Genomic DNA, 13,205 nt, shown 5'->3' with positions numbered 1-13,205 from the left:
ACCGATCCCGCGCTAGGCCCGGGCGGCGACGGGCTCGCGGGCCGGCCGACCGGGCAGCACGACGGCGAGCGCGGTGGCGGCGAGAGTGAAGGCGGTCGCCCACCAGAAGGCGTGGTCGAAGGCGGTGGCGAGTGGGCCGCCCTTGGCGGCCGACTCGAGGATCACGGCGAGTACGGCGGTGCCGAACGACCCACCCAGCTGTTGAGCGATCCGGGTGATGATGCTCGCGTCGGGGACCTCGCTCCGCTCGAGCCCGACGTAGGCGACGGTCATCAGCGGTGTGAGCACCAGGCCGAGACCGACGCCACGAACGACGAGCACGGCGAGAAGCCAGACGGTGCTCGTGTCCGCGTCGGCGAACGCGAACGGCACGGTCGCGAGGGCCACGATCGCGAAGCCGGCGATCGCGACGGCGCGAGGCCCGATCTCGTCGGTGGCTCGGCCGCCGAGGGTGCGGGACAGCAGGTTGCCGACGCCCTGCGGGATGAGCAGCAGGCCAGCGCCGAGGGCATCGTGGCCGCGCAGCTCCTGCCAGAACAGCGGCAGGAGCAGCATCGCGCCGTACAGCGTGAAGCCCATCAGGAACATCAGCAGCCCGGAGATCGCGAGCGGGCGGTGGCGGAAGAGGCGTACGTCGATGAGCGCGCGGGACCCGCGGCGTACGGCCCAGAGGACGAAGGCCGCGATCAGGACCACGCCGATCACGCCAGGCAGCCACACGTCGGTGCGGTCGAAGCCGCCGGACTTGCTGACGTTGGACAGCCCGTAGATCACCCCGAGCACGCCGGGCGAGACCAGCAGCAGCCCGACGACGTCGAGCGCGGCGCGGTGCCCGGGCGTAGGTCGGTCGTCGGGCAGGATCCGGAGGGCGAGCGTGATCCCGACGGCGCAGATCGGCACGTTGACGAGGAAGAGCCAGCGCCAGTCGAGCCAGTTCAGGATGACGCCGCCGAGCGTGGGCCCGAGGATCGGGCCGAGCGCCGCGGGCAGTCCGATGACCGCCATCAGCCGCCCCAGCGCCTGACCCTGGGCGGCCTGCATGATGAGCGTGCTCATCAGCGGCATCATCACGCCGCCGCCGAGGCCCTGGAGCACGCGGAAGCCGATCAGGCTCGGCGCGTCCCACGCGCACGCGCACAGCACCGAGCCGAGCAGGAAGACGCCGAGGGCGATGAGCCAGAGCGGCTTGCCGCCGATCCTGGCCTGCAGCCAGCCGGTCGCCGGGATCGCGAGGAACATCGCCAGCAGGTAACCGGTGCTGACCCACTGGATGGTGCTGACCGTGGTGTCGAGGCTCGCCGCCAGCTGGTGCAGCGCGACGCTCACGATGGTGGTGTCGAAGATGACCGCGATGCCGCCGGCGATGATCGCCATCGCGATGCGTACGACCTGGGGGTCCAGCCCGGACCTGCTGCTCTGCTCGCTCACTTCGTCCCCTTTGGGTACACGACTGTATCTAAACCAGGACGGTACGCCGGCGCGATAAGATACGCAAGTGAGTCTTAACGAGCACGGCAAGCAGCCGCAGCGCCGACGCGGCAAGGCGCTCGAGACGGCGATCCTCGAGGCCGCCTGGGACGAGCTCGTCGAGCACGGGTACGCCGGCTTCACCATCGACGGCGTCGCGCGCCGCGCCGCGACGAGCAGACCGGTGGTCTACCGCCGCTGGGCGACCCGGCAGGAGCTCGTACGCGCCGCCGTCGCCCACCGTGGCGCCCAGGAGGACCGGACCGTGCCCGACACCGGGTCGCTCCGCGGCGACCTGATCGCGGTGCTGACCCACGCGAACAAGAGCCGCGCCGGCGTCATCACCCTGATGGCGCTGCAGCTCGGCGGCTACTACGAGGAGACCGGCACCAGCCTGGCCGACCTCCGTCGCGCGTTCATCGGCGACGGCGCCACGTCCATGGACCAGGTGATGCAGCGGGGCATCGAGCGCGGCGAGATCGACGCCGCGCGACTCACCCCGCGGATCGCGACGCTCCCGTTCGACCTCTTCCGCCACGAGCTCCTCATGACGCTGCGGCCCGCGAGCCAGGAGACGATCGAGGAGATCGTCGACACGATCTTCCTGCCGCTCGTCACGCCCTCCTCCTGACAGCGGTCAGAAGGCGCGCAGGTTGTCGCGCAGCATCCGCGCTTCGTACGCCGTCCGCGTGGCACCACGCCGCTGCAGCGCGGGGACCAGACCGTCGGTGATCTCGACGACGTAGCGCCGGTTGAGCCGCCACACCGGGCTGGTGATGAGGAACCCGTCGCCACCGACCTCGTCCATGACGGCGACCATCTTGTCGGCCACCTCGTCGGGGGTGCCGGTGAAGTCGAGGTTGCCGCCGCCCATGCCGTTGCCGGTGACGATCTCCCGCACCGTCCGCCCCGGGGGCCCGGACAGGAAGCTGGCCAGTGCGCCGCGCTCGCCGTTGGTGGTGAGGTCGTCCGGCGGGGGCTGGTCGAGGTCGAACTGCGCGAAGTCGATCTCCGTGATCGAGGAGATCTCCGCCAGCTCGTACTCGATGTAGAGCGGGTCGTTGAACCACCGCTCCGCCTTCGCCTCGGCCTCCTCGTGCGTGTCGGCGACGATCGGCGACGCGATGTAGAGCAGCTGCACGTGGTCGGGGTCGCGCCCGTTGGCGGCCATCCGCTCCCGGATGTCGTCGCGGTAGGCCTTCATCTGCTCGATGCTCATCGCCGGCGTGACGATCGTGTCGGCGTACTGCGCGGCCAGCTCGCGTCCCGGCGGCGAGGCACCGGCCTGGGCGATGGTCGGCCAGCCCTGCGGGCTGCGGGCGGTGTTGAGCGGCCCGCGGGACTTGAAGTACTTGCCCTCGAAGTCGATCGTGTGGACCTTCGTGTGGTCGACGTACGTGCCGGTGGCGTGGTCGCGCACGATCGCGTCCGGCTCCCACGAGTCCCACAGCTTCGTGACGACCTCGAGGAACTCGGCGGCGCGGGCGTACCGCTCGTCGTGCTCCCAGAGCCGGTCGAGCCCGAAGTTCTGCGCGGAGCGGTCCTCGGCCGACGTCACGACGTTCCAGCCGAAGCGGCCGCCGGCCATGTGGTCGATGGTGCTGGCGAGACGGGCGAGGAGGTACGGCGGGTAGAAGCTGGTCGACATCGTCGGGATGACCCCGATCCGCCGGGTCGCCATCAGCATCGCCACCGCGAGCGGCACCGGGTCGTGCTTCGGGTTCACGCCGTGCTTGAGGTCGTACTTCATCGTGCCGTCGTACGCCGTCGAGACCATCAGCTTGTCCTCGAGCAGGATGTAGTCGAAGCACGCCCGCTCCAGGCTCTTGGCCATCTCGACGTAGAACCCGCCGGAGAAGTCGCGGCCCCCGTCGCCCCAGGGGCCGTTCCACTCGTCGGCGACGAAGTTCAGGAACCAGCCCAGGTGGAACTTCGTGACCACGGTCGTCCTCTCGCTCGGCGGCAGGTCGCTCCGATTCGACCAGCGAACCGTTTCGTCCACGCGTCGCGGGCGTTCGGGGCCGATTACGGTCCGGGCTCAGCCTTCGGCGCCGAGATAGCCGACGAGGTCGTCCGGCGGGACGCCGGGGGAGTAGAGGTAGCCCTGCCCGACGTCGCAGCCGCGCGAGACGAGGTAGGCCTCCTGCTCCTCGGTCTCGACACCCTCGGCGAGCACGGTCATGCCGAGGCTGTGGGCGAGCGCGATGACGGCGTCGACGATGGCGGCGTCGGCAGGATCGGTGGCGAGCCGGCGCACGAACGACTGGTCGATCTTGAGCACGTCGAGAGGGAAGCGGGTGAGGTAGGCGAGGCTGGAGTACCCGGTGCCGAAGTCGTCCATCGCGATGGTCACCCCCAGCGCGCGCAGGTCACGGAGGAGGGCCGCGCTCTGCTGCGGGTCCTGCATCAGGATGCCCTCGGTGAGCTCGAGCTCGAGCTTGTGCGGCGGCAGGCCGCTGGACTCGAGGGCGCGGGCGACGGCCGGGCGCAGGGTCGGCGACAGGAACTGCCGCGGGGAGACGTTGATCGCGACCCGGAGCTCCCGTCCGGTGCTGCGGTTGATCTCGGCGATCCGGCGGCAGCCCTCGGCCAGGGTCCACTCGCCGAGCCGGACGATGAGGTCGCTCCGCTCGGCGATCGGGATGAAGACCGCCGGCGAGACGGGTCCGAGGTCGGGACGGTTCCAGCGCATGAGCGTCTCGACGCCGACCGTACGCCGCCCGGGCAGCGCGACCTGCGGCTGGTAGACGAGCGACAGCTCTCCGTTGGCGAGCGCGTCAGGCAGCGACGCCTCCAGGCCGAGCCGGGCCTGGGAGGCCTCGAGCATCTCCGGCCGGAACGCGACGACAGAGCCCGGCCCGTCCTCCTTGCCGTGGCGTACGGCGAGGTCGGCCGCACGGAGGAGGGCCCCGGCGTCACGGCCGTCGTCGGGGAAGGAGGCGACGCCGATCGTCGGCGACACCTGGAGGTGGTGGCTGTCGATCTCCGCGGGCGCGCCGACGGCGTTGGTGACCGCCAGGACGCGCGGGTCGGCGGTGATGTCGGCGGACGGGTCGCGCACCATGGCGGCGAACTCGTCGGCCCCCAGCCGGGCGACGACGTCCCGCGGGCCGAGCTGGCCCTGGATCCGGTGGGCCACCTCGACGAGGAGCACGTCGCCGGCGCGATGTCCGAGGGTGTCGTTGATCCGTTTGAAGTCGTCGAGGTTCACGATGAGGACAGCGAGCCGTCCGCCGACCGAGGACACCTCCTCGACCGCGGCGGCGATCCGGGCGTCGAGGAGCTCGCGGTTGGGGAGCCCGGTCAGCGCGTCGTGGCCGGCCATGTGGCGGATCGTGCTCTCCGCCTGCCGGCGCGCGCTGATGTCGGCGGTGACGAGCAGGTAGCCGTCGGCGCGGCCGTCGGTGTCGTGCAGCTCGGTGACGGAGACGCTGACGGGGACCGGGGTGCCGTCGTGGCGGAGGTAGGTCCACTCACGGTCCTCGGGGTTGCGGGCCCGGCCGGCGAGCACGACCGCCTCGAAGCCGGGCGCGACCGGGTGGCCCTCGCTGCGGGACAGCCGGGTCGCGCGGGTCTGCAGCTCGGCCGGGTCGTGGAGCACCGTGGCGTCGCGCCCGACGAGCTCGTCCTGCGAGTAGCCCAGCAGCGTCACCGACGCCGGGTTGACCGACCGGACCCGGCCCTCGGCGTCGGTCGCGATCATGCTGATCGGCAGGCTGTCGAGCATCGACTGGCGCAGCCGGTTGCCGGCCGCCTCGCGTCGGCTCTGCTCGGCCCGCTGCCGCTCGGTGATGTCGGCGATCGAGGCGACGACGTACAGCTCCCCGTCGATCCGCACGGGGCTCAGCCCGATCTCGATGGGGATCTCCGTCCCGTCCTTGCGTACGCCGAACAGGTCCCGCCCGATCCCCATCGGTCGCGGCGCCGGGTTGCGGAAGAACCCGCCGCGCAGCGCAGGGTGGCCGGCGCGGAACCGCTCCGGCACGAGCTCCTCGACGCGCATCGTCAGGAGCTCGTCGCGGCCGTAGCCGAAGAGCCGCTCGGCGGTGGTGTTGACCATCAGGATCCGGCCGGAGGCCTCGACCATCACCATGGCGACCAGTGCCGCCTCGATGAGGACGCTGACGTTGGCCGCCTGGCTCGGCTCCCCGCCTGCCTGGGTCGACATCGGCCTGGCTCCTCCCGGACGAGACTCCTACCGGAACCCTCCCACATCGCCACCAGCGGGGAAACGTACGACGACGTCGGTGCCACCGGCAGGTCGTGTGATGTTCACCGGCCACGCGCCCGCGAGCACCTCGATCGGCACGGTGCTCACCCAGGCGGCGCTCGCCGCCGGGCCGCTGCCGTGGGCGATGGCCGGGATGACGATCGCCAACCCGGTGGTGGCGTACGCCGCCGCGTGCGTCGCCTTCGACGCCGATCCGCCCGCGGTGGCGGTGGCGGTGTGCGCCCTGGTCCTGCTGGTCGGCGGCGTCGTCGGCCTGGCGAGGTCGCCGTCGGTCGGCCACTGGACGCCCGCTCAGGACCGCCGTCGGGTCGGATCTCAGGCGTAGGCGGGCTCCGCCAGCCCGGCGGAGATGGCGGCATGCAGGTCGAGCATCTCCGCGACCGTCCGCGACCACGGGAAGCGCTCCGCGCGGGACCGCGCGGCGGCCCGCGTCCTCCGGAGCGGGCGCGCTGCCAGGTCGAGCACCGCGTCGGCGAGCGCGGACGGCTCGGGGGCCGCGCAGGCGCCGCAGTCCGCGTCGACGAGCTCGCGGGCGCCGCCCCGGTCGGCGGTCACGACCGGGGTGCCGCTGGCCAGCGCCTCCAGCACCGCCAGCCCGAACGTCTCGCCGGGACAGACCGACAGCGCGACGTCCGCCTCGGCGAGCCGGGCGGCGATCTCGTCCCGGTCGGAGACGTGGCCGTGGAAGACGACGGGCGCGTCGCCGGCGAGCTCCTCGACCTCGTCGCGCTGCGGGCCGTCGCCGTACACGTCCAGCCGGAGGGGTACGCCGCGGCGGTGCAGCTCGACAGCGGTGCCGACCGAGAGATCGGGCGACTTCTCCCGCGACAGCCGGCCGACGTGGATCAGCCGGAGGACCTCGGACCGGGTGTGGTGCCGCGGCCGGAAGCGGTCGAGGTCGACGCCGAGGGGGACCTGCACGATCGGGCACTCGGCCGCCGCGGCGAGCGTCGCGAACTCGTGGCGGGCGTAGTCGGAGGTGACGAGCAGCGCGTCGAAGCTGCGGACGAGGATCCGGTTCAGCAGACCGATCGAGACCTTCGTGGTGGTGTCGAGGCGGGTGTAGCGGAGCATGTACTCGTCCATCCGCTCGTGCGAGAACAGCACCGTCCCGATCCCCTGGCGCCTGGCCCACCAGGAGACCGGCATGAGGGTGAACTTGTCGCTCACCTCGAGGGAGGTCGGCGCGAACCGGGTGAGCGCCTCGACGACCTTCCAGGGCTCGACGATCAGCCGGTAGCCGCCGCCGACCCGGGGCGCCCGGACCTGGACGACGTCGCCGGCCTGGGTCTCGTAGCGGTCGTCGGTGGGGCCGGGGACGACGAGCAGCCGCTCGACACCCGAGGCGACGTACCCCCGCGCCAGCGCGTCCAGGGCGGTCTTCATGCCGCCCGAGGTCGGGCCGACGAAGTTCGCGAGCTGGGCGATCCTCACGCGCCGAAGGTGACCGCACGGTCTGAACGGACGGCGACTTCGACACGACCGGCGCTTGGCCAGTGCCGGGCTAGGGGACCGCCCTGACGGGCCGGACCATCACGGCACCGGCCAGCGACATCAGCCCGGCGACTGCGAACATCGCGCCGAAGCCCACCCAGGCGACCAGGGCGGCGGCCATGAGCGGGCCGAGCGCCTGCGGGACGTTGGTGCCGATGTTGAGGATGCCGAGGTCCTTGGCGCGGTCGTCCGCGCTGGGCAGGACGGCGGTGACGAGCGCCTGGTCGACGGCGAGGAACGCGCCGTAGCCCGCACCGAGCAGGGCCGCGCCAACCGCCGCGACGGCGTACGACGGGAACGCGACGAGCAGCAGCGCCGCGAGGCCCTGGAGGGCGGCGGCGACGCCGACGAAGACCTTCCGCCGCCCGGACCGGTCCGAGGCGACGCCGCCCGCGAACGTCGCCAACAGCGTGAAGACGACATAGATGAGGCTCAGCTCGAGCAGCGAGGCGTCCGGGTCGGAGACGTGCAGGTCGTCCTTGAGGAAGAAGTAGAGGTACGTCGTGCCGAGCGCGTTGCCGATGTTGACCAGCAGCCGCGAGCCGAACGCCCAGCCGAAGTCGGGGTGCCGGCGCGGGTCGACCCACAGGCTCTCCACGATCTCGGCGACCGACAGCGCCGGCGCGCCGTGGCCGGGGTCGACGTCGCGGTAGCGCAGCAGGAACGGCAGCGCGAGCACGAGCAGCGCGAGGGCGATCGACCAGTAGCGGCCGGCCGCCGACAGCCCCTCGACGGCGACGAGACCGACGACGAGCCCGACCGACTGCGGCCCGAACATCGCCCCCGAGACCAACCCGCGCTGCTCGTCGGGCACCTCGTCGGCGACGGTCGCGGTCAGCCCGGCCGTGATGGCGCAGACCGCCGCCGCGGCGAGCCCCCAGGTCGCCGCCAGCGCTCCCCACGAGTGCTGGTAGCCGGTGAGCACCAGCGCGACGGCGTACGCCGCCGTGCCGCCGAGCACCCAGACCTTCCGCCTCCCCAGCCGGCTGCGGGTGCGATCGCAGAGCGCACCGCACACCGGCAGCAGGGCGAGCGTGACGATCCCGGCGACGGCGTTGATGATCCCGAAGTCGCGGTAGCGGTGCGCGTGGTCGATCGTGTCGAGCTGCTCGGGGAGGGCGAGCTGGACCGGCACCAGCCAGGCCATCCACACACCCAGCCAGACCAGGGCGAACCGGGTGATCCAGCGGGTGGGGACGCGGGCGTACGGCTCGACGCCGGTCTCGTCGGCCGGCCTCGCCGTCGCCTCGCTCATCCGCCCAGCACCTTCGCGAGGTGCTCGTTGCCGAACACCCGGTGCGGGTCCAGCCGGTCGCGGAGCGCGACGAAGTCGTCGAAGCGGGGATAGAGCGTGCGCAGCGTGGCGGCGTCGAGGTGGTGGACCTTGCCCCAGTGCGGCCGGCCGCCGGCCTCGCCGGCGATCCGCTCCCAGGTCGCGAAGTAGTCGGCCCGGTCCGGCGACCCCGGCGGGGTGTGGATCGCGATGTAGACGTTCGCCCGCTGGTAGCCCGTGGAGAGGGGTACGTCGTCGGCGGCCGCCACGCGGACCTCGACCGGGAAGGAGATCCGCCAGTCGCTGCGCTCCACCGCGGCCACCAGCTCTCCCAGCACCTCCATCCCGACCGCCCGCGGGACGGCGTACTCCATCTCGACGAAGCGCACCCGGCGCGGGCTGGTGAAGACGCGGTGGGACACGTCGGTGAACTCGCGCGGCGAGAGCGCGCCCGCCGCGAGCCGGGCGAGCGGCGGGACAAGTCGCGGGACGCGGCCGCCGAGCTTCACGGTGGCGCCGAAGACGGCGTTGCTGAGCAACTCGTCGTCCCACCACTCGCGGAGCCGGGGGAGCGGGTCCAGGCCGTTGCCCGGGCTGTCGGGGTCGAGCGGACGGCGGGTGTTGTGCTTCGTCAGCACCCTCGTGGTGTGCGGGAACCAGTAGAACTCGAAGTGGTCGGTGCCGTCGGCATGGTCGTCGTACGCCGCCATCACGTCGGTCAGCTCGCCGCCGCCCTCGCGGGCGGTGAGCGCGAAGAGCGGCTCGGTCTGGAGCGTGACGGCGGTGACGATGCCGAGCGCGCCGAGGCCGACCCGGGCGAGGTCGAGTACGTCGGGGTTCTGCTCCGGCGTACACACCAGGGTCGAACCGTCGGCGAGCAGCAGCTCGAGGCCGCGGACCTGGGTGGCGAGGCCGCCGAACCGGGCGCCGGTGCCGTGGGTACCGGTCGCGATCGCGCCGGCGATGGTCTGCTGCTCGATGTCGCCGAGGTTCGTCATCGCCAGGCCGAGCGCCTCGAGTCCGCGGTTGAGGTCCCTCAGCCGAGTGCCGCCACGAACCGTCACCAGGCGGGACTCCCGGTCCGCCCGGACGATCCCGCTGAGGTGGTCGAGCCTGACCTGGACGTGCTCGGGGGCCCCGATCGGGGTGAAGGAGTGTCCGCTGCCGATCGGCCTGACGCTCCGGCCGGCCCCTCGCGCCGCGACGACGAGCGCGGCCAGCTCCTCGGCCGTCCGCGGGGTCGCGATCTCGATCCCGTCCGCGCGTTGGTTGCCGGCCCAGTTCGCCCACTCGCTCACGGCGGACAGTCTGATAGTGATGGACCGTGCCGTCGACCCAGTACGCCCGACTCGACCGCGCGACTGCCGGCCTCGACGGCCCCGTCGCCGTCGTGGACCTCGACGCCTTCGACGCCAACGCCGCCGATCTCGTACGCCGCGCCGGCGGCACTCCGCTGCGCGTTGCCAGCAAGTCGGTCCGCTGCCGGGCGCTGCTGCGTCGGGTCCTCGCGGTCCCCGGGTTCGCCGGGGTGCTGGCGTTCACCGTCGCCGAGGCGCTCTGGCTCGCCGAGGAGTGGGACGACGTGGTTGTCGGCTACCCCTCGGCGGAGCGGCGCGCCCTCGCCCGGCTGGCCGCCGACCCGGTCGCGGCGTCGCGGGTGGCGGTCATGGTCGACGGCGCCGAGGGGCTCGACCTGGTCCGCGCGGCGGTCGCCGAGGTCGCCGACGCGGCGCCGCTGCGGGTCTGTCTGGACCTCGACGCCTCGCTCCGGATCGCCGGCGGCCGGGTCCACGTCGGCCCACGGCGCTCGCCGGTCCACTCGGTCGGGGAGGCGGTCGCGCTCGCCCGGCTGGTGGTCGACGACCCGCGCTTCCGGCTGGTGGGGCTGATGGCGTACGAGGGCCAGGTCGCCGGCGTACCCGACCGTCCGCTGGGCAAGCCGCTGCAGGTCCCGGTCCTACGCCGGCTGAAGCGGGCGTCCGTCGCCGAGCTCACAGAGCGTCGCGGCGCGGTCGTGGCCGCCGTACGCCGGCTGGCCGACCTCGAGTTCGTGAACGGCGGCGGCACCGGCAGCGTCGAGACCACCGCCGCCGACCCCTCGGTGACGGAGGTGGCGGCCGGCTCCGGGCTCTACGCACCGACCCTGTTCGACCGCTACGACGGCTTCACGCCGGCCCCGGCGGCGCTCTTCGGCCTCGACGTCGTACGCCGTCCGGCCCCTGGAATCGTGACTGTCGCCGGTGGCGGCTGGATCGCGTCCGGGCCACCGGGGCCCGACCGGGTGCCCGTTCCGACGTATCCGGAGGGCCTGCGGCTGATCGGCACCGAGGGTGCCGGCGAGGTGCAGACCCCGCTCCACGGCGCCGCCGCCGACGGCCTGCGGCTGGGCGACCGGGTGTGGTTCAGGCACGCGAAGGCGGGTGAGCTCTGCGAGCGCGTCGACGCCCTCCACCTGATGGCGGGCGAGCAGGTCGTCGAGTCGGTGCCGACGTACCGCGGCGAGGGCCGGACCTTCCTCTGAGGTGTCGGTGGTTCGGAAACCTAAATATTTGCCAAACAAAGCCGCTCAGGCCGACCTCAGCCGTTGACCGGCCGGCCCGCCGCGGGATTGGGTCCGGTCAACCCCGCAAACCTCGGGGACGTTTCCTCGGGAAGGACACGCATATGCACGTCTCGCCTCGGGCTCGGCTGGCCGCCGCCGTCACAGCCGCCGCCACCGGCGTCGCACTGGCCACGCTCGGATCAGCAGCGGTCAGCCCGGCGCACGCCGCGACCCGCACGACCTCACCGGCCGCCCACACCGGACAGCGCCACCGACTCGCCGAGAGCAAGCCGCGCTGGCTCTCGCAGGCGAAGAGCGTCGGCGCCGTCGCCGACAGCACCCAGCTGCACTTCTCGGTCCTGCTGCATCTGCGTGACCAGGCGGGCGCCGAGTCGCTCGTCCAGCAGCTGAGCGACCCGGACTCCTCGACGTACGGCGACTGGCTGTCGACCTCGGAGTTCCGCAGTCGGTTCGCGCCGACGACCGCCCAGGTCGCCGCGGTGAAGAGCTGGCTCGCCGGCCAGGGCTTCACCGTCGACAAGACGATGCCCGGCCGGATGCTGGTCACCGCCCACGGGTCGGCGGCGACCGTCGAGAAGGTCTTCGACACGCAGATGCGCGCCTACCGCTTCGACGGCCACCGCGTCCACGCCAACGCCACCGCTCTCTCGCTGCCGGCCTCCACCTCCTCGGCCGTCACCGGCGCGATCGAGGGCATCGTCGGCCTCGACCAGGGCAGCCTGCTCAAGAAGCCCGCCGACGAGCTGCCCGGCCCGCCGGAGGGCGCCCGCTACGGCGTGCAGCCCTGCTCGGCGTACTACGGCCAGAAGCTGGCCACCGACCAGCCCAAGGAGGCCGGCAAGACCCAGCCGTACGCCGTCTGCGGCTACGGCCCGAAGCAGCTCCAGGGCGCGTACGGCGTCTCGCCGATGCTCAAGAAGGGGATCGACGGCAAGGGCATCACCGTCGCGATCACCGACGCGTACGCATCCCCGACGATCCTCCAGGACGCCAACAAGTACGCCACCACCCACGGCACGGCTGCGTTCAAGCGCGGCCAGTTCAGCCAGATCCTGCCCTCCGACTACGGCTACATCGACGAGTGCGGCGGCAACGGCTGGTACGGCGAGGAGACCCTCGACGTCGAGGCCGTCCACGCGATGGCGCCCGGAGCCAAGGTCGTGTACGTCGGCGGGTCCGACTGCGTCACCGGGCTCGACGAGGCCTGGGCCGAGACGATCGACAACCACGTCGCCGACGTGATCACGAACTCCTGGTCCGACGGCATCGACGACCCCGCTGAGCTGGGCCAGTCCTACATCGACTTCTACGACGAGTACTCCCTCGAGGCGGCCCTCACCGGCATCACCGTGTCGTTCTCCTCGGGTGACGCAGGCGACCACACCGCCGGCGGCACCGACCCGTCAGCGAAGACCGCGGAGTTCCCCTCCGACGTCCCGTACGTCACCGGCGTCGGCGGCACCAGCCTCGAGATCGGCAAGAAGAACGACTGGCTCGGCGAGTACGGCTGGCAGAGCGCCTACGCCCCGCTCAGCGACGGCTCCTGGGGCTCCTTCGCCTACAGCTCGGGCGGCGGTGGCGGCGCCAGCCAGATCTACGCCGAGCCGGCGTACCAGCGCGGCGTCGTACCCACCTCGATGTCCGGCACCGGCTCCTCGGCCGCCCGGGTCGTCCCCGACGTCTCGGCGGTCGGCGACCCGAACACCGGCATGGAGGTCGGGGAGACCCAGGTGTTCCCCGACGGCACCTACTACGACACCTACCGGATCGGTGGCACCAGCCTCTCCTCCCCGCTCTTCGCGGGCATGGCCGCGGTCGCCGGGCAGGCGGCGGGCAAGCCGATCGGGTTCGCGAACCCGCTGCTCTACAGCCTGGCCGGGAGCAGCGCCCTGCACGACGAGGTGGCCCCGAAGAAGCCGGTCTACGAGGTCCGGACCGACTACAACAACTACCTCGACAGCAGCGACGGCTACCTCTACCGACTGCAGCAGATCGACGTCCAGACCTCGACCCTGCACGACGTGAAGGGGTACGACGACGAGACCGGCGTCGGCAGCCCGAACGGCTCCGCGTTCTTCACCGCTGTCGCCGCCAAGCTGCACGGCGGTGGTCACGGCGGTCACGGCGGTGGTCACGGCGGCTCCGGGGGTGGTCGTCGCTGACCCAGCGCAGCTGAT

Annotated in this window: 10 protein-coding genes; 4 read left to right on the top strand and 6 right to left on the bottom strand. The window is 72.4% G+C overall.

The window, feature by feature from the left end:
* Positions 1-12: 12 nt before the first annotated feature.
* The gene (locus ABLE53_RS21080; RefSeq protein WP_348861117.1) at positions 13-1,428 is read right to left on the bottom strand and encodes an MDR family MFS transporter; all 1,416 of its coding nucleotides are present in this window, start codon (positions 1,426-1,428) and stop codon (positions 13-15) included.
* A 67-nt stretch (positions 1,429-1,495) separates the two neighbouring features.
* On the opposite strand from ABLE53_RS21080, the gene ABLE53_RS21075 reads away from it, so the two are divergent.
* The gene (locus ABLE53_RS21075; RefSeq protein WP_348861116.1) at positions 1,496-2,098 is read left to right on the top strand and encodes a TetR/AcrR family transcriptional regulator; all 603 of its coding nucleotides are present in this window, start codon (positions 1,496-1,498) and stop codon (positions 2,096-2,098) included.
* Between the two features lie 6 nt (positions 2,099-2,104).
* Here the strand turns inward: ABLE53_RS21075 and ABLE53_RS21070 are convergent, their stop codons facing one another.
* Positions 2,105-3,409, bottom strand: a complete 1,305-nt coding sequence (locus ABLE53_RS21070; RefSeq protein WP_348861115.1) for an NtaA/DmoA family FMN-dependent monooxygenase — start codon at positions 3,407-3,409, stop codon at positions 2,105-2,107.
* 96 nt (positions 3,410-3,505) lie between these two features.
* Complete coding sequence (locus ABLE53_RS21065; protein ID WP_348861114.1) at positions 3,506-5,635, bottom strand: putative bifunctional diguanylate cyclase/phosphodiesterase; 2,130 nt, start codon at positions 5,633-5,635, stop codon at positions 3,506-3,508.
* 100 nt (positions 5,636-5,735) lie between these two features.
* Between ABLE53_RS21065 and ABLE53_RS21060 the strand changes: the two genes are divergently transcribed.
* A complete protein-coding gene (locus ABLE53_RS21060; RefSeq protein WP_348861113.1) occupies positions 5,736-6,023 on the top strand; it encodes a hypothetical protein in 288 nt (95 codons plus the stop codon).
* On the opposite strand, the gene ABLE53_RS21055 is transcribed toward ABLE53_RS21060, so the two are convergent.
* The 3 genes from ABLE53_RS21055 to ABLE53_RS21045 form a co-directional block, all read right to left on the bottom strand.
* Complete coding sequence (locus ABLE53_RS21055; protein ID WP_348861112.1) at positions 6,014-7,132, bottom strand: glycosyltransferase; 1,119 nt, start codon at positions 7,130-7,132, stop codon at positions 6,014-6,016. The genes ABLE53_RS21060 and ABLE53_RS21055 overlap by 10 nt on opposite strands.
* A 70-nt stretch (positions 7,133-7,202) precedes the next feature.
* Positions 7,203-8,447, bottom strand: coding sequence for an MFS transporter (locus ABLE53_RS21050; protein WP_348861111.1), 1,245 nt, complete (start codon positions 8,445-8,447; stop codon positions 7,203-7,205).
* Entirely contained in the window at positions 8,444-9,763 is a 1,320-nt protein-coding gene (locus tag ABLE53_RS21045) for a D-arabinono-1,4-lactone oxidase (RefSeq protein ID WP_348861110.1), read from the bottom strand. Before ABLE53_RS21045 ends, ABLE53_RS21050 begins: the two co-directional genes overlap by 4 nt.
* Before the next feature lie 26 nt (positions 9,764-9,789).
* Between ABLE53_RS21045 and ABLE53_RS21040 the strand changes: the two genes are divergently transcribed.
* Together ABLE53_RS21040 and ABLE53_RS21035 are read left to right on the top strand one after the other, a co-directional pair.
* The gene (locus tag ABLE53_RS21040; RefSeq protein ID WP_348861109.1) at positions 9,790-10,986 is read left to right on the top strand and encodes an amino acid deaminase/aldolase; all 1,197 of its coding nucleotides are present in this window, start codon (positions 9,790-9,792) and stop codon (positions 10,984-10,986) included.
* A gap of 143 nt (positions 10,987-11,129) precedes the next feature.
* Positions 11,130-13,190: a S53 family peptidase gene (locus ABLE53_RS21035; protein WP_348861108.1), complete on the top strand. Its 2,061-nt coding sequence runs from the start codon at positions 11,130-11,132 to the stop codon at positions 13,188-13,190.
* The last annotated feature ends 15 nt before the right edge of the window (positions 13,191-13,205 follow it).

The organism is Nocardioides asiaticus (genome assembly GCF_040049175.1).
GTDB lineage: Bacteria > Actinomycetota > Actinomycetes > Propionibacteriales > Nocardioidaceae > Nocardioides > Nocardioides cheoyonin.
The sequence above is the reverse complement of the archived record's forward strand: the minus strand, read 5'-3'. Positions and strand labels throughout refer to the sequence as shown.